Origin of the sequence: Zoogloea sp. (genome assembly GCF_041904905.1) — a bacterium.
Lineage (GTDB): Bacteria > Pseudomonadota > Gammaproteobacteria > Burkholderiales > Rhodocyclaceae > Zoogloea.
The window spans coordinates 27,406-43,415 of sequence record NZ_JAYRMI010000002.1; the positions used below are offsets into that span (position 1 = coordinate 27,406).

14 protein-coding genes and 2 tRNA genes are annotated in these 16,010 nt (G+C 65.2%); 3 read left to right on the top strand and 13 right to left on the bottom strand.

The features are described 5' to 3' along the window. Positions 1 to 2: 2 nt before the first annotated feature. The 4 genes from ACE3N6_RS00935 to ACE3N6_RS00950 all read right to left on the bottom strand — a co-directional run bounded on the left by ACE3N6_RS00935 (position 3) and on the right by ACE3N6_RS00950 (position 4,600). Entirely contained in the window at positions 3 to 1,583 is a 1,581-nt protein-coding gene (locus ACE3N6_RS00935; protein ID WP_374243285.1) for an XrtA system polysaccharide chain length determinant, read from the bottom strand. 57 nt (positions 1,584 to 1,640) lie between these two features. After that, positions 1,641 to 2,246 carry an XrtA/PEP-CTERM system exopolysaccharide export protein gene (locus ACE3N6_RS00940; protein ID WP_374243286.1) on the bottom strand — a complete coding sequence of 202 codons (606 nt, stop codon included), beginning with the start codon at positions 2,244 to 2,246 and terminating at the stop codon, positions 1,641 to 1,643. A gap of 201 nt (positions 2,247 to 2,447) precedes the next feature. After that, complete coding sequence (locus ACE3N6_RS00945) at positions 2,448 to 3,749, bottom strand: DUF1302 family protein (RefSeq protein ID WP_374243287.1); 1,302 nt, start codon at positions 3,747 to 3,749, stop codon at positions 2,448 to 2,450. Between the two features lie 77 nt (positions 3,750 to 3,826). Next, positions 3,827 to 4,600 (bottom strand): ABC transporter ATP-binding protein, encoded by a 774-nt coding sequence (locus ACE3N6_RS00950; RefSeq protein WP_374243288.1) that lies wholly within the window; start codon positions 4,598 to 4,600, stop codon positions 3,827 to 3,829. 42 nt (positions 4,601 to 4,642) lie between these two features. Between ACE3N6_RS00950 and ACE3N6_RS00955 the strand changes: the two genes are divergently transcribed. Next, on the top strand, positions 4,643 to 5,431 hold the full coding sequence (locus ACE3N6_RS00955; RefSeq protein WP_374243289.1) for an outer membrane lipoprotein-sorting protein: 789 nt from the start codon (positions 4,643 to 4,645) through the stop codon (positions 5,429 to 5,431). A gap of 2 nt (positions 5,432 to 5,433) precedes the next feature. On the opposite strand, the gene ACE3N6_RS00960 is transcribed toward ACE3N6_RS00955, so the two are convergent. From ACE3N6_RS00960 to rnr, 3 genes are read right to left on the bottom strand one after another with little or no spacing between them, the layout of a single operon-like run. Further along, entirely contained in the window at positions 5,434 to 6,102 is a 669-nt protein-coding gene (locus tag ACE3N6_RS00960; protein ID WP_374243290.1) for a HugZ family protein, read from the bottom strand. Then, positions 6,099 to 6,845 (bottom strand): 23S rRNA (guanosine(2251)-2'-O)-methyltransferase RlmB, encoded by a 747-nt coding sequence (rlmB, locus tag ACE3N6_RS00965; protein WP_374243291.1) that lies wholly within the window; start codon positions 6,843 to 6,845, stop codon positions 6,099 to 6,101. The genes ACE3N6_RS00960 and rlmB overlap by 4 nt, the downstream gene beginning before the upstream one ends. After that, positions 6,838 to 9,402 carry a ribonuclease R gene (gene rnr / locus ACE3N6_RS00970; RefSeq protein WP_374243292.1) on the bottom strand — a complete coding sequence of 855 codons (2,565 nt, stop codon included), beginning with the start codon at positions 9,400 to 9,402 and terminating at the stop codon, positions 6,838 to 6,840. The genes rlmB and rnr overlap by 8 nt, the downstream gene beginning before the upstream one ends. A 33-nt stretch (positions 9,403 to 9,435) precedes the next feature. On the opposite strand from rnr, the gene ACE3N6_RS00975 reads away from it, so the two are divergent. Together ACE3N6_RS00975 and ACE3N6_RS00980 are read left to right on the top strand one after the other, a co-directional pair. Continuing rightward, a tRNA-Leu gene (locus ACE3N6_RS00975) sits at positions 9,436 to 9,520 on the top strand. 169 nt (positions 9,521 to 9,689) lie between these two features. Next, a tRNA-Leu gene (locus ACE3N6_RS00980) sits at positions 9,690 to 9,774 on the top strand. Between the two features lie 163 nt (positions 9,775 to 9,937). Here the strand turns inward: ACE3N6_RS00980 and ACE3N6_RS00985 are convergent. The 6 genes from ACE3N6_RS00985 to hflX are packed head-to-tail and all read right to left on the bottom strand — an operon-like array spanning position 9,938 to position 15,987. Beyond that, a complete protein-coding gene (locus ACE3N6_RS00985) occupies positions 9,938 to 11,248 on the bottom strand; it encodes an adenylosuccinate synthase (protein ID WP_374243293.1) in 1,311 nt (436 codons plus the stop codon). 3 nt (positions 11,249 to 11,251) lie between these two features. Further along, positions 11,252 to 12,409 (bottom strand): ATP phosphoribosyltransferase regulatory subunit, encoded by a 1,158-nt coding sequence (locus ACE3N6_RS00990; protein WP_374243294.1) that lies wholly within the window; start codon positions 12,407 to 12,409, stop codon positions 11,252 to 11,254. Positions 12,410 to 12,421: 12 nt separating this feature from the next. Beyond that, positions 12,422 to 12,607 carry a DUF2065 domain-containing protein gene (locus tag ACE3N6_RS00995; protein WP_374243295.1) on the bottom strand — a complete coding sequence of 62 codons (186 nt, stop codon included), beginning with the start codon at positions 12,605 to 12,607 and terminating at the stop codon, positions 12,422 to 12,424. Further along, on the bottom strand, positions 12,607 to 13,524 hold the full coding sequence (gene hflC, locus ACE3N6_RS01000) for a protease modulator HflC (protein WP_374243296.1): 918 nt from the start codon (positions 13,522 to 13,524) through the stop codon (positions 12,607 to 12,609). The genes ACE3N6_RS00995 and hflC overlap by 1 nt, the downstream gene beginning before the upstream one ends. Continuing rightward, a complete protein-coding gene (hflK, locus tag ACE3N6_RS01005; protein ID WP_374243297.1) occupies positions 13,524 to 14,795 on the bottom strand; it encodes an FtsH protease activity modulator HflK in 1,272 nt (423 codons plus the stop codon). The genes hflC and hflK overlap by 1 nt, the downstream gene beginning before the upstream one ends. 58 nt (positions 14,796 to 14,853) lie before the next feature. Beyond that, positions 14,854 to 15,987 (bottom strand): GTPase HflX, encoded by a 1,134-nt coding sequence (gene hflX, locus ACE3N6_RS01010; RefSeq protein WP_374243298.1) that lies wholly within the window; start codon positions 15,985 to 15,987, stop codon positions 14,854 to 14,856. Between the last annotated feature and the right edge of the window lie 23 nt (positions 15,988 to 16,010).

Consider the following 16,010-nt stretch of genomic DNA (forward strand, 5'->3'; position numbering starts at 1 on the left):
TCTCAACCAATCCGCGCCAGCAGCAGCCAGACGGTCATTGCGCCAAACAAACCAACCAGGGCACCAACGCCACCGAGGAAGAAGACCTTGCTCCGCCGCTGATTCTTCAGACGGTCGGCGTCACCGATCATGCTGACCGTACCCAGCACGGCGAGGCCGGTGACCTCGCGCAGCACCTGGATGTCGGAGAACACCGGACGGATCTGGCTCATCAGGAAGGACACCAGACCGCCGATCAGCAGCGCAGCGAGCCCCGCGGCCGGCATCAGCAGCAGGCGGTTGGGCGCGGACGGCTTGCTCGGCACGGTCGGCGGGTCGATCAGGCGGAAGTCGGCCACGCCGGACGTGGCGCCCATCTCCACCGCCATGGTGGCGGATTCGCGGCGGGACACGAGGGCGTCGTAGTTCTTCTTGTTGATGTCGTAGTCGCGGTTGAGCTGGGTGAATTCGGTTTCCAGCTGCGGCAGGGTGCGCGAGGCGGCGCTGAGGGACTGCAGCCGCGATTCGTATTCGGAGACCCGGGCGCGCAGGGAAGCCACGTTCGCCTCGGCTTCGGCCAGGGACAGACGCATCTGCTGGAACACCGGGTTCACGTTGCTCGCCGACCCCACCGACGAACCGGCCCCGGCGGTCGCCGCGGCGGCGGCCTTGCGACGGGCCTGGAGTTCGGCCGCCTTCTGGGATTCCAGCTCCTCGATCACCTTGCGGGCACCCACCACGTCGGGGTGCTTGTCGGTGTACTTGAGCAGCAGGCCGTCGAGGGACTTCTTCATCGACTCGATCCGGTCGTCCAGCTCGGGCACCGGCATCGAGGCCAGCGAGGCGCTGGACATCTTCTCGGGCAGGGCCACCGATTCTTCGCCGGAGAGCTGGCGCTTGAGCGCATCGCGGGAGTTTTCCGCCTCGCGCAGGGCCAGCTTGGCCTGATTGAGCTGCTCGTTCACCTCGCTCATCTTGCGGAAGTAATCCTGACCGCCGGCACCCATCGTGCCCATGTTGCGGACCTTGTACTCCTTCAGGCGGTTCTCGGCCTCGATCAGCTTCTGCTCGTAGGCCTTGATCTGCTCTTCGATGAAGCGGCGGGCGGTATCGGAATCCTTGCGCTTGTCGCCCAGGCCCGACTCGACGAAGATCGACACCATCGACTGCACGACGCGCTTGGCGCGCTCGGGGTCGGTGTCGGTGTAGGCGAGGGTGTACAGGTTGTCGCGACCGGCCTCGCGGATCTGCAGCGACTTGGTCACATTGGCGACCAGGGTCTCACGGTCTTCCTTGGTCTTCGCCGCCAGATCGAGATCGGCCATGCGGATCAGCTTCTCGACGTTGGGACGGCTGATGAGCGTGCGGCTGAGGATGCCGATCTGCTGGTCCACGTTGGGCTGGACGGCGAGACCGGACATCAGCGGCTTGAGAATCGACTGGGTATCCACATAGACGCGGGCGGACGATTCGTAGCGATCCGGCAGCAGATAGACAATCGCGGCGATGATGGGCCCCAAGATCCATGCGGCCGCCAAGCCCCACCAGCGATAAAGCCACATGCCGCGGAGAGTCACCGACAACTGTCTGAGTATGTCTTCCATTGGGAGATTCCGAATGCAACCCCCCGGGACATCCCGGGGGGCAAGTCACGAGAGGGGTCAGAACCAGCTCTGGGGAATGATGAGCACGTCGCCCGGGCGCATCTCGATGTTGGCCGAAACGTCGCCGCGCTTGACGAGATCCTTCAGGCGCACGGAGTACTGCTTGTTGCCTTCGCCGGTGCGCAGGAGGGTCGCACGGTTGCCGTCGGCAAAATCGGTCAGGCCATTGACCGCAATCATGACGTCCAGCAGGGACATCTTCTGGCGGTACGGCAGGGTCTGGGGCTTGGCCGCTTCACCCACCACGCGCACCTGCTGGGAGTAAGGGCCCACGAAAGTGGTCACGATCACGGTCACGACCGGATCGCGGATGTACTTGCCAAGGGCCTGCTCGATCTCGCGGGCAAGCGTGCTGGCGTCGCGGCCGGCGGCGGGCAGATCCTCAACCAGGGGCGTGGTGATCTTGCCATCGGGACGCACGGGAACCGTCATCGACAGCTCGGGGTTACGCCAGACGACGATGTTCACGTTGTCGCCGGGCCCGATCTGGTAGGCATAGTCGGAGGCCTCCGCAGAGACCGGCGCCGGCGGATAGCTGGTCGCGCACCCTGCCAGACCGACCACGGCGCAAGCCAGCAGGCCGTTCATCAAATAGCGTTTCATAAGGTACTTCCCCTGGATACGGCCTAAGTTCAGCCTTTGAATGATAACGAGCGGATATTACGGCAGCGCGCAATCCAGCCCGGAGAAAAACGTCACGACGCCCCAAAAAGGGGATTCCATGACTGTGCCATCAAGCTGGCTGAATAATTCCCCGAAGATTCGCCCGGCGCGGATGATACCGATTCCGGCCCGAAATTTCTGTCAGAAAGACCACCGCGCCTCGGTGTAAACCCTGTCACGGTCGGCGTAGCGGCCAAAGAGCCCGGTCGAGCTGCCCCCGAAGGCGTCAACCCCGAAGACGACCCGCAGGTTCTTGTCGGCCGACCAGATCAGCTTGGGGCGGAACATGTAGTCGTTCCGGTTCAGCATCGACACGTAGAGCGCCTCCGCCTGCCAGTTTCTGGCCAGCCGCGTTGCCAGCAGCACGCTGGCGCCGCCCTCGGTCCGCTCGAAGCCCGTCCGGGCATCGTAATCGAGCATCCGGCGGGCGAAGTATTGTAAGTTCACTCGACCGTCATTGAATGCGGGGATATCCACCCCGGCGACGTAATCAATTGTGTCCTGATCGACGAGGCCGTTCGGCGCATCCACCAGGTTCCGGGTATTGAACTTGCGACCGCGGGAATGCACGGCCTCTCCCTTGAGCACGAAATCGCCAAAATCCTTGGTCACGGTGCCACCCAGCTGGCTGATGCGCTCGTGGCGGGGCTGGAACTCGGGTTGGCCACCCGAGAGGCCCGTGAAGTAGAAGGTCTGGCTCACGTCCAGGCTGCGGTAGTAGAACCCGGACAGATCCCACCCCCCCACCATCCGGGACAGCCGCCCACCCCAGTTGGTGTTGCCGAGGGAGTTGTCGGGCTTCACCTCACCCAGGATCCGGGCCTCGCGGGGCATGGGGTAGAACTCGGCGCCGGGCTTGCCGATGCGGTCGTAGCTCGGCACCGGAATCCAGATCAGCTCCGCGTGGGTCTCGCCGAAGTAGTACTCGGCGCGGGTGGCCCACTGGGGAATCCGGAGTTGCTCGAAATCGGGCAGGTAGAAGGTGCGCAGGTCGCGCGCCGACACCACGTCGGCAAAGAACAGCCCGACCATCTCGCCCCACACGATGTGCTGGCGGCCGAAGCGGAAGTCCACCTCGCCCACCGAGAAATCGGCGTAGGTCTCGCGCAGGTCGAACTGATACTGCTGATCGCGCCGGACGGCGTCCGGGTAGAAGCCGGAGTCGATGCCGAACACCGCGTCGGCATCGGCCCGGCCCGACACCTTCCACTTCACACTGTCGCCGCCGGTGGCGGAAACCTCGGCGCGGGCGCGCGCCATCGACCAGTGATCCTTGCCGCCGTAGGTGCGCGCCAGATCGAACTGGACTACGCCGCCGGTCTTCACGCCGCCCTCGGCTGCCGCCTCGTCCAGCCCCGGCAGATCGTCGTCGGCCGCAGCGACGCCGCCGCAGCAGGCCATCATCGCAAGCGCGGCCACGCCGCAGCGGAGCTTTGGTTTCAAGCTGTCCATTTCCTACTATTCCCCTCGTGTAACGTGAATGGCCGGGGCGCCAGCGCGGCGCGCCCGCCGGCGGTATCTCATGCCCGGTACGGGACGAAGCGCCAGGTCCCGTTGAGTTTGAGCCCAAGCTTGGTGGGCTGACCGTCTTCCATCCGAACCTGCTGGACGGCGCGGCTCATCACCTGCTTGTCGTGGGTCGAGAATACAAAGGTTGTCTTGCAGTCTTCGTTGATGCGCTGCATCAGATCGAGGATGCTCTTGCCGGTGTTCTTGTCCAGGTTGGCCGTGGGCTCGTCGGCGAGCACCACCTTGGAGTGCGTCACCAACGCCCGGGCGATCGCCACCCGCTGCCGCTGGCCGCCGGAGAGCTGGTTGGGGCGATGATGGGCGTAGCGCCCGAGGCCCACCAGCTTCAGGTAATCATTGACCCGCGCACGCCGCTCCTCCTTGCTCACCTCAGGCATCTGAAGCAAGGGGTATTCCACATTCTCCTCGGCGGAGAGCACCGGCAGCAGGTTAAAGGTCTGAAAGATGAAGCCGATGGTTCTGGCACGGATGCTCGCAAGCTCGTCGGGGCTTTGACCGGAAACATCCTTTCCCTCGATGAAGACCCTGCCCTCGCTTGGCGTATCGATGCACCCCATGATATTAAGGAGCGTGGATTTGCCACTTCCCGACGTACCTGCAATCGCCATGAAGTAACCCTCCTTCACATCCAGGGTCACGTTCCTCAGCGCATTGACATCCTGATCGCCTAGACGATAAATCTTGCTTACGTTCTCGATCCTGATGATCGTCTTCGGGTCCGTCTTCGACGGTTCTCCCGCGCTGTCGTCGCGGATTGTTTGCATCGGCGCACCGGTCTATGTTGTTTGCTTTTAAAGGATAACACTATGAGCTTAAAATTTTGCCCTTCGCGCTGCCTGCCCCGGCTCCTTGGGGCGGCGCTGACGGCCGTAGCCCTCCTGGCAGGCACCCCGGCCATCGCCGACGACCCGACCGAGCTGGCCAAGGCCATCGTGGCGAAGGCCGACGAGATCCGCTTTCCGCGCGACGGCTTCCAGGTCATGATCGACATCTCGTCGGTGACGTCGGGCGAGCAGCCGGAAGATCGCAAGTACCGCATCCTCTCCAAGGGCAACGAGAACACCATCGTCCAGACCCTCGAACCAGCTGCCGACAAGGGCCAGGCGATGCTGATGCGCGGCCGTGACCTGTGGGTCTTCATGCCCAACGTGTCGCAGCCTGTCCGCCTCTCCCTGTCCCAGCGGCTCACCGGCCAGGTGGCCAACGGCGACCTCGCCCGCGCCAACTTCTCGGGTGACTACGAACCGAAGATCCTCCGCACCGACACCATCGACGGCGAGAAGATGCACGTACTCGAACTCACCGCCGTCGACCGCGGGGTGACTTACGCCAAGGTGCTCTACTGGGTGCGCCAGTCCAACAACTGGCCGTACAAGGCGGAGTTCTACTCCCTCTCCGATCGCCTGCTGAAGGTGTGCCGCTACGAGAAGTTCAAGGATCTCGGCGGCCGCGTGCGCCCCACCCAGCTGGTGATGGAGGACTCCCTGAAAAAAGGCGAGGTCTCGACCCTGCGCTACTCCCAGATGACCGCGAAGGATCTGCCCGACCGCGTGTTCACCAAGCAATACATGGACAAGCTCAACCGGGTCGATTGAGTTCAGGCAAGGCCATCGGCCGCGGGCGGCGCCTCGAGCCCCTGCAGCAGGATTCCGGCGGCGTCTTCCAGCGCCGGGGCTTCCCCGTCGCCGGGCAACGCGAGGCGACGCAGCACCCCGGCGATCCGCACGTCCAGCCCCTCGCGATCTACCCCCACCACGGCCACCCCGGCCGGCGCGAGGCGTGCCAGACGTTCGACGATCAGCGCCTCGGCGGCCGGGTCGAGCACCGCGGCAGGCGGCTCCGCATCGACCCACCCCATCCGCCCGAAGCCACCGATGAAGCGCGCCCTGACCGGCTCCATCCTGAAGAACCGGAAGTCGCCCAGCTCCAGATAGAGCGCCGACTCCGGGCTATAACGCACGAAGCGCTGCCGGGCCGCTTCGTCCAGGTCCACGGGGGATACTCGCCCGATCAGGGTGAGACGGGCCTGGGCCAGATCGACCCCCTCCCCGTCGGTGACCAGCAGGCTCGCCCGCGGGTCCGCCAGCAGGTTGCGCGTGTGCTCGGCAAGCCCGCTGAGCAGGAACGCCGGCCGGCCCAGCGCATCGGCAACAAACGGCACCGCGCTCACGAAGGGGAAGCCCGCCATCGCCACCGAATGGGTGCCGAGCGCCCCGCTGCGGCTCTGACGCAGCAAGGCGCGGACTTCCGCGTAGTCGATCCTCACTGCCGCTGACGGCGTGCCTCGAAGAGGCACAGGCCGCTCGCCACCGACACGTTGAGGCTCTCCACCGTGCCGTACATCGGAATGCTCACCAGCTCGTCGCAGGTGTCGCGGGTCAGGCGGCGCAGCCCGTCGCCTTCGGCGCCCAGCACCCAGGCAATCGGGCCTTTCTGGTCGACGGTGTAGATCGACTTGTCGGCCTCCCCCGCCGCGCCCAGCACCCACACGCCGGCGTCCTGCATCTCGCGCAGGGCGCGGGCCAGGTTGGTCACGGTGATGTACGGCACCGTATCGGCTGCGCCGCTAGCCACCTTCACGGCGGTGGCGTTGAGCCCGACCGCCTTGTCCTTGGGGGCGATCACCGCATGGGCACCGGCCGCGTCGGCCACCCGCAGGCAGGCGCCCAGGTTGTGGGGGTCCTGGATGCCGTCGAGCACCAGCAGCAACGCCGGTTCGGTCAGGCCGTCGAGCACATCGGCGAGCTTCAGCTCCTTGCGGCGCCCATCGATGCGGGCCACGACGCCCTGATGGCGACGCGTTCCGACCATCTTGTCGAGGCGTTCGCCCTCGGTGGGGATCAGGCGCGTGCCAAGCTGCTCCGCGTGGCGGACGAGGTCCCGCGCGCGCGGGTCGTTCCGCTTGGCGTCGGTGTAGATCTCGAAGATCGCTTCCGGATCATGGCGGAGCTTGGCGAGGATGGCGTGGAAGCCGTAGATGAGACGGGAACTTGCGGTGTTATCAGACACGTTTTGCTTTCTTCTTGGCGGCGCCCGTCGCAGATTTGCGGGGCTTGGCGGTCTTTGAGGCCGCCTTGGCAGGCTTGGCGCTCGGGCTTGCCTTCGGCTTGGCAGCCTTGGGTTTGACGGCAGGTTTCGTGGCCGGACGCTCAACGGGCTGCTCGACCGGCTGGGCTGGCGCCTTGCGGGCAGCAGGCTTGGCCTTGGCAGCCGGCACTTCGGTCGGCTCAAGGGCAGGCACGTCCGCGCGTTCGGCCTCGGTCTTGCCCCGGCGACGCCGCGCAGGGGTCTCGACAGCGGCCGGCGCCGATGCCCTTGCGGCCTGATCCTTGGCGGTCTTGCCGACCCGCTCGGTGGCGCGGGCCGGGCCGGTGACGATCCGGAAGTCGATCTTGCTGGCTTCCATGTTCACCCGCACCAGCTGCACCCGCACCCGATCCGACAGGCGATAGCGCTCGCCGGTCCGCTCGCCCACCAGGCTGTGGTGGGCGTCGTCGTAGTGGAAGTAATCGTTGCCCAGATCGGAGATGTGCACCAGGCCTTCGACAAAAACATCGTCCAGCGCCACGAAAAGCCCGAAAGGTACCACCGCCGAAACGCTGCCGTCGAATTCCTCGCCGATCCGGTCCTGCATGTAATAGCACTTGAGCCAGTTCTCCACATCCCGGTCGGCCTCGTCGGCGCGCCGCTCGGTCATCGAGCAGTGCATCCCGATGGCCTCCCAGTCGCCCGCGTCCTGCGCCGGCACGTAGCGCTCGCCGCTGAGCACCGCCTTGATCGCCCGGTGGACGAGCAGGTCGGGATAGCGGCGGATCGGCGAGGTGAAGTGGGTGTAGGCGTCGTACGCCAGACCGAAGTGGCCCACGTTCTCGGGGCTGTACACCGCCTGACGCAGGGAGCGCAGCATCACGGTCTGGAGCAGCTGCAGATCGGGGCGGCCCTGGATCTGTTCGAGCAGGCGCGCGTAATCGCCCGCCTTGGGCTCTTCGCCCCCCCCCAACTGGATGCCGAACTCGGCCAGGAAATCCCGCAGCTTGGCCAGCTTCTCGGGCGTCGGGCCTTCGTGCACGCGGTAGAGCGCCGGATGCTCGTTGGCTTGGAGGAAATCCGACGCGCAGACGTTGGCGGCCAGCATGCACTCTTCGATCAGGCGATGGGCGTCGTTGCGGGTCTCCGGCACGATCTGGGCGATCTTGCCGTTGTCGTCGAAGATCATCTTCGTTTCCTGCGTCTCGAAATCGATCGCGCCCCGCTTGGCACGGGCCTTCAGCAGCACGCGGAAGAGCTTGTCGAGGTTCTGCAGGTGCGGCAGCAGCTCGCCGATCACCTCGAGCGCAGCCGGATCGTTGTCGTACAACGCAGCGGCCACCTGGTTATAGGTGAGGCGCGCCTTGGAGAACATCACCGCCGGATAGAAGCGATACTGTTTGACCGCGCCGGTCTGGGAGATCGCCATGTCGCACACCATGCACAGGCGCTCCACCTGCGGGTTGAGCGAGCACAGGCCGTTGGAGAGCTTCTCGGGCAGCATCGGAATCACCCGCCGCGGGAAGTACACCGAGTTGCCCCGGTCGTACGCCTCGCCATCCAGCGCAGACCCGACGGTGACGTAGTGCGACACGTCGGCAATCGCCACCACCAGCCGGAACCCCCGGCCCTGGCGTTCGCAGAACACCGCGTCGTCAAAATCGCGGGCCGTCTCGCCATCGATGGTGACCAGCGGTAGCTGGGTGAGATCCTCCCTGCCCTTCCAGTCCATCTTGCGGACTTTCTCGGGCAGCTTGCGCGCCTGGGCCTTGGCCTCGCTGGAGAACTCGTAGGGCAGCTCATGCTTGCGCAGCGCAATCTCGATCTCCATCCCGGGGTCGGCATAGTTGCCCAGGGTTTCAACGATGCGCCCGACCGGCTGGGCGTAGCGAGTCGGCTGCTCCACCAGCTCGACCACCACCACCTGCCCAGCCACCGGTTTGGCCTTGCTCTTGCCCGGCGCCAGCAGAATCTCCTGGGAGATGCGACGATTCTCGGGCACCACCAGGGTCACCCCGTTCTCCACCAGCACGCGACCGACGATCCGGGTGTTGGCCCGCTCCAGCACCTCCACCAGCTTGCCCTCGGGGCGCCCACGGCGGTCCTGCCCGGCAATGCGGACCATCACCCGGTCGCCGTGGAGCACCTCGCGCATCTCATTGGGCCCGAGGAAGATGTCTGGATGCTCGTCGTCGGTCACGACGAAACCGTAGCCATCCGGGTGGCCCTGCACGGTTCCCCGAAGCAGGTCGGCCTTGGCCGGCAGCAGGTAGGCGCCGCGCCGGTTACGCATCACCTGCCCGTCGCGCTCCATGGCACGCATGCGGCGTTCGAAGAACTCAAGCTCTTCGGGCAGGATGTCGAGGGCCGCGGCGACGTCCGGAAACGGCATCGGCACGCCCTGCTCGGCGAGGATCTGGACGATGAACTCGCGGCTCGGGAGCGGGAAGTCGTACTTCTGGATCTCACGCTCGAAGAAGGGGTCGCTGCGACGCAGCTTGCTCAGTTTTTTGATGTTTTTGGACTTATAAGTTGACACGTGTTCTTTCTGATCTATAATGGCGCCTTCGTTGCCCAGATGGCGAAATTGGTAGACGCGCTAGTTTCAGGTACTAGTGCCGCGAGGCGTGGAGGTTCGAGTCCTCTTCTGGGCACCAGATTTCAGGAAAGCCGGTCGATTCTTCGATCGGCTTTTTGTTTTGTGCGCTAGCCTCGCGCGGCAAAGTCTCAGACGCACCCTCCCCTTTCCCGAACATCGGGGCCAGCAGGCAGTACGTGGGGAGGATTTGCATTCGCATTGGACTTGTCTATAATAGCGGCTTCGCTGCCCAGATGGCGAAATTGGTAGACGCGCTAGTTTCAGGTACTAGTGCCGCGAGGCGTGGAGGTTCGAGTCCTCTTCTGGGCACCAGATTTCAGGAAAGCCGGTCGATTCTTCGATCGGCTTTTTGTTTTTCCGGGATGGCGATTAGACATCCCGGACGCCACAAGCGTTCCCCGCGGATTGGCGCAAAACCCCACCGCCCTGCCCCGCAGCCCGGAGGGGCCGCAGGGCAAGGCGATGGCTGAAGCGATCAGGCGCCGAAAGGATGGCGCTTGAGGATGGTCTCATCCCGCTCAGGGCCGGTCGAGATCACATCGATCGACACCTCGCAGATCTCCTCGATGCGGTGCAGGTAGGCACGCGCCTCCGGCGGCAGCGCATCCCAGGTCTGGGCGCCGAACGTGGTCCCGCTCCAGCCCGGCATGGTTTCAAGGATGGGTTCGCAGCGGACGACTTCCTCCGAGCCCATCGGCAGCAGGTCGATGCGCTTGCCGTCGAGCATGTAGCCCACACAGAGCTTGAGCTCCTTCAGGCCATCGAGCACGTCCAGTTTGGTGATGCACAGGCCGGACACGCCGTTGATGATGATCGAGCGCTTGAGCGCAGCCAGATCGAGCCAGCCGCAGCGGCGCTTGCGCCCGGTCACGGTGCCGAACTCGCGGCCGACGGTGGACATCTGATAGCCCGGCGTGCCTTCGGTCTCGAAATCCAGCTCGGTCGGGAACGGGCCGCCGCCCACACGGGTGCAGTAGGCCTTGGTGATGCCCAGCACGTAGTGCAGACGCCCCGGACCGACGCCGGAACCCGCCGCCGCCTGCCCCGCCACACAGTTGCTGGAGGTGACGAAGGGATAGGTGCCGTGATCGATATCCAGCAGCGTGCCCTGGGCACCTTCGAACAGCAGGTTGCCGCCATTCTTGTTGATGGCGTAAAGATCGGCCGACACGTCGGTGACCATCGGCAGGATCTCCTGCGCGTCAGCCATCGCCTGATCGAACTCGGTCTGGAAATCGACCGGGTCGGCACCCAGATACTGAGTCAGCACGAAGTTGTGGTATTCCAGGTTCTCGGCCAGCTTTTCGGCAAAGCGCTTCGGGTCGAGCAGATCGTAGACGCGCAGCGCGCGGCGGGCCACCTTGTCTTCGTAGGTTGGGCCGATGCCCTTGCCGGTGGTGCCGATCTTGGCGCCGGCGCTCTTCTTGGCTTCACGGGCGCGATCGACGGCCGAGTGGTAACCGAGGATCAGCGGGCAGCCCGGGCTGATCTTGAGACGCTCGCGCACCTTGATGCCGCCCGCTTCCAGGCCGCGCACCTCGGCCAGCAGGTGGTGCACATCCAGCACCACGCCGTTACCGATGAAGCACTCGACGCCCTCGCGCACGATGCCCGACGGCACCAGGTTGAGCTTGTATTCCGTGGTCCCGACCACCAGCGTATGACCGGCATTGTGGCCACCCTGGAAGCGCACGACCCCCTGAGCCTGATCGGTGAGCCAGTCCACGATCTTGCCCTTGCCTTCGTCGCCCCACTGGGTGCCGACAACCACTACATTCTTTGCCATTTATTACTCTCCCTGAAGCGGTTCAACCTGCCAGGCACCGCCCCGCAGAACCAGACGCCGGTCACAGCCGGCCTCACGCCACGTGCCTTCATGGCCGGGCAATTCAATCGTCACACTTTCGCCGGCGGCGCGCAGACCTGCGACCGCATCGGCAAACCCCTGCTCAGCGCTGTCCCGGGCGAGGATCGAGCCCGGCAGCGCCGGGTCTGCCACCTGCAGCGCCAGCTCGCGCAGATCGAGGCTGAACCCCGTCGCTGGCCGACCACGACCGAAGGCCCGGCCAACGCTGTCGTAGCGCCCACCGAGCGCCAGCGCCACCGGCGAGTTGCCGCCGTAAGCCGCGAAGACCACGCCGCTGTGGTAGTGATAACCGCGCAGGTCGGCCAGATCGAAACTGATCGGCAAGCCGGCCAGACGGGTCGCCAGCGCCTCGAGATCGGCCAGCGCCGTCTGGATCTCCGGATCGGCCGGCATGATTTCGCGCGCCCTGGCCAACACCTCGACACCACCGTAAAGCGTGGGCAGCGCGAACAGCGCCGCACGGGACGCACCGGTCACGTCGCGGAGCAGATCCTGCAGGCCCGGCAGATCCTTCGCCTGCAGGCAATCGAACAGCGCCTCCTCCTGCTCGGGCAGCAGACCGGCCTTGGCGGCCAGCGCCTTGAACAGCCCGACGTGCCCCAGATCGATGCGGGAGGTGCCGACCCCCGCGATCTGCAGGGTCTCGGCGAGCAGGCGGATCACCTCCGCGTCGGCCTCGATGCCGGCATGGCCGTAGATCTCTGCGCCCAGTTGCAGCGGCTCGCGAGTGGCGGTCAGGCAGGACGGCACCGCGTGGGCGACGCTACCGCAGTAGCACAGCCGCGCCACGCCCTTCCGGTTGAGAAGGTGGGCGTCAATGCGCGCCACCTGCGGCGTGATGTCGGCCCGCACGCCCATCGTCCGGCCGGAGAGCTGATCGACCAGCTTGAGGGTCTTGAGATTCAGATCCTGGCCGGCCCCGGTGAGCAGCGACTCGAGGTATTCGAGCAGCGGCGGCGCCACCAGCTGGTAGCCGTTCAGGCGAAACGCATCGAGGAGACGACGGCGCAGATCTTCCAGCTTTGCTGCCTCTGCGGGCAGGGCATCCTGGATGTATTCGGGTAGAACCCAACGCAACATGGGTAAAGCGCCTCAGGTAAAGACAAACAAAATGACGAGGCCGAGAAGCATCGAACCAAGGCCGACGAAGCGGATCTGCCCGTCGGCCAGCCGGATCAGGCGGGCGAAGGTATCGCGCCAGGCGGCCGGAGCCACGAACGGGATGATACCTTCGAGCACCAACATCAGCGCGAAGGCGAGGATCAGGGTGCGCCCCATCACTTCCCGTTCTTGTTGCTCTTCGCGGCCTCGGGCGCAGCCGGCGCACGGCCGCCAGACGACTTGAGATACTTGAAGAAGTCGGAATTCGGCTCGATCACCAGCACGTCGGACTTGCTCTTGAAGGTGCTGCGGTAGGCCTCGAGGCTACGGTAGAAGGCGTAGAACTCGGGGCTCTGGCCGAAGGCCTGGGCGTAGATCGCCGACGCCTTCGCGTCGCCCTCGCCCTTGATCTTCTGGGCCTCACGGTAGGCTTCGGCGAGGATCACCTCCCGCTGCTTGTCGGCGTCGGCCTTGATCTTCTCGGCTTCGGCGCCGCCCTGGGAACGCAGCTCGTTGGCCACGCGCTTGCGCTCGGCCTCCATCCGGCGATAGACGGATTCGGAAACCTCGGCCGGCAGATCCACCCGCTTCAGGCGCACATCGACGATCTGCACGCCGATCTTCCGGGCATCCAGATCGGCCTTGCTGCGCATCTCGTCCATGATCTTGTCCCGCTCGCCGGACACCACTTCATGCACCGTGCGCTTGCCGAACTCCTCACGCAGGCCGGCATTGACGGTCTGCTCGAGACGGGTCTTGGCCCGGGTCTCGTCGCCGCCCACCGAGATGTAGTAGAGCTTGGGATCGACGATCCGCCACTTCACGAAGAGGTCGACCAGCACGTTCTTCTTCTCGGACGTGATGAAGCGCTCCGGCTCGGAGGTGTCCAGGGTGAGGATGCGCTTGTCGAAGTAGCGGACGTTCTGGATCAGCGGGATCTTGAAATGCAGACCGGGCTCGCTGATCTGACCCTTCACCTCACCCAGCTGGAAGACCAGCGCGTGCTGCCGCTGATCGACGGTGAACAGGCTCATCGACAGGATCGCGAAGACGAACAGGCCGATGCCTGCAAAGAATGGAAGTCGGTCACGCATCAGCGATCTCCCCGCTCACGGTTGCGGGTGGCTTCCCGGGTACGCGCCTCACCCGAGAGCGCATCGGGACGAGGCGGAGCGGCGCCTTCGACCCCGGTCGGCATCTGGGCCGGCCGTGCGACGGCCGCCACCGGGTCGCCTGCAGGCGAAGCCGGTGTCTGGGCTGCCGTCGCCTGGATGAGCTTGTCCAGCGGCAGACTGAGCAGGTTGTTACTGCCCTTGGTATCCACCAGCACCTTGGAGGAGTTGGTGAGCACCTGCTGCATGGTTTCGAGGTACATCCGCTGGCGAGTGACCTCGGGCGCCTTGGCGTACTCGGCGTAGATCTGGCGGAAGCGCGACGCATCGCCTTCGGCCTGAGCCACCACACGGTTCTTGTGGGCATCGGCCTCTTCGAGCAGCCGCGAGGCTGCACCGCGCGCCCGCGGGATGACGTCGTTGGCGTAGGCCTGGCCTTCGTTCTTCTGGCGCTCCCGATCCTGGCCCGCCTTCACGGCATCGTCGAAAGCCGACTGCACCTGCTCGGGCGGCTGGGCGTTCTGCATCGTCACCTTGCTGACCTGGATACCCGTCGCGTAGCGATCAAGGATGTCCTGGGTGAGCTTCTGGGCATTGGCGGCCACCTGCTCCCGCCCTTCGTAGAGCACGAAGTCCATCTTGCTCTTGCCGACGATCTCCCGCACGGCGGTCTCGGCCGCCTGGATCACCGAGTCGTCGGCGTTGCGGTTGTTGAACAGATATTGCTGCGGATCCTTGAGGATGTACTGGACGGCGAACTGGATGTTCACGATGTTCTCGTCGTCCGTCAGCATCAGGGCTTCCTTGAGCACCTTGTTGCGCTCAGAGCCACGGTAGCCGATCTCGACGGTGCGGACCCCGGTGAGGTTGACAAGCTCGTGAGTCTGGATGGGGTACGGCAGACGCCAGCGCAGACCGGGCTCGGTAGCCTCGATGAACCGCCCGAACTGCAGCACGATCCCGCGCTGGCTCGCATCGACGATGTAAAAGCCGCTGGCCAGCCAGATCACCCCCGCGAAGGCCGCGATCAGCCCGATGCCACCGCCGAATTGGCGGAAGTTCATCTCGGGCAGGCGATTTCCACCGTCGTCGCCCGACCCGCCGCCGCCCCGCCCGCCGCTACGCCCGAACATGCCGGACAGGCGGCGATTGAAGTCGCGCCACAGTTCTTCAAGGTCGGGCGGCCCCTGATTGTCGCCGCCGCGGTTGTCGCCGCCGCCGCGATTGCCCCATTTGGGATCGTTGAGAGACATGAGGATGCCTGAGATCACAGTGATTATCCGCTCCGGGAATGGTTGAAGCCCGGACGCTTCAGAAGGTATCCGGACTTTCCGATGCGGCGGCCAGGGCCGCCTTGTGTTCCAGCGCCACGTCGGTGAGAACCTGACGCAGCAACTCGAGCCCTTCGCCGGTGCGGGCGCTGAGCAAAACGCGCGTGATCTTACCACAAGCGTCCCGCTGGACCTCCGGACTCGCCAGCGTGGCATCGATCTTGTTCCAGACCTGGATCTGCGGCAGCGTGCCGGCCCCGATCTCCTCCAGCACCGCATTGACCGCGGCGATTTGCCCCTCCCGATCCTCGCTGGCCGAATCCACCACATGCAGCAGGAGGTCGGCGCAAACCGTCTCCTCGAGCGTGGCATGAAAGGCTGCGACCAGCGAATGCGGCAGGTCTCGGATGAATCCGACCGTGTCGGACAGCACGATGTTCCCGGCTTCGCCAAGGAAAAGCCGCCGGGAGGTGGTGTCCAGCGTGGCGAACAGCTGATCGGCCGCGTAGGCGCCGGCCTTGGTCAGCGCATTGAAGAGCGTGGACTTGCCGGCATTGGTGTAGCCGACCAGAGAAACCGAGAGCACATCCCGGCGCTCCCGGGCGCGTCGGCGCACCGAGCGCTGGCGCTCAAGCTTGGCGAGGCGATCCTTGAGCAGCTTGACCCGCTCGCCGAGCAGACGGCGGTCGGTCTCGAGCTGCTTTTCGCCCGGACCGCGCAGACCGATACCGCCCTTCTGGCGCTCAAGGTGGGTCCAGCCCCGCACGAGTCGGGTGGAAAGGTGCTGCAGCTGGGCAAGCTCGACCTGCAGCTTGCCTTCGTGACTCTTGGCGCGCAGTGCGAAGATGTCGAGGATCAACGCCGAGCGGTCGATCACCCGGCAGTTGAGCTTGCGCTCCAGATTGCGCTGCTGCGCGGCGGTGATGTCGTGGTTGAAGATGACGATGTCGGCCGCATTCATCTGGGCGACCAGGCCGATTTCCTCGGCCTTGCCCTTTCCGACGTAGTGCGCCGGGTCGGGCGCCTGACGCCGACCTTGAACGACGCCGACGATGGTCGCCCCGGCGCTCTGCGCCAGCAGCGACACTTCCGAGAGGCGCTCTTCGATACCGCCCAGGCCAAAATCGACCTGGACGACGATCGCCCGTGTCCCCGAGGCCGGCCGTTCAAACATGCCAGCCCCCGGGGCCAGATTGG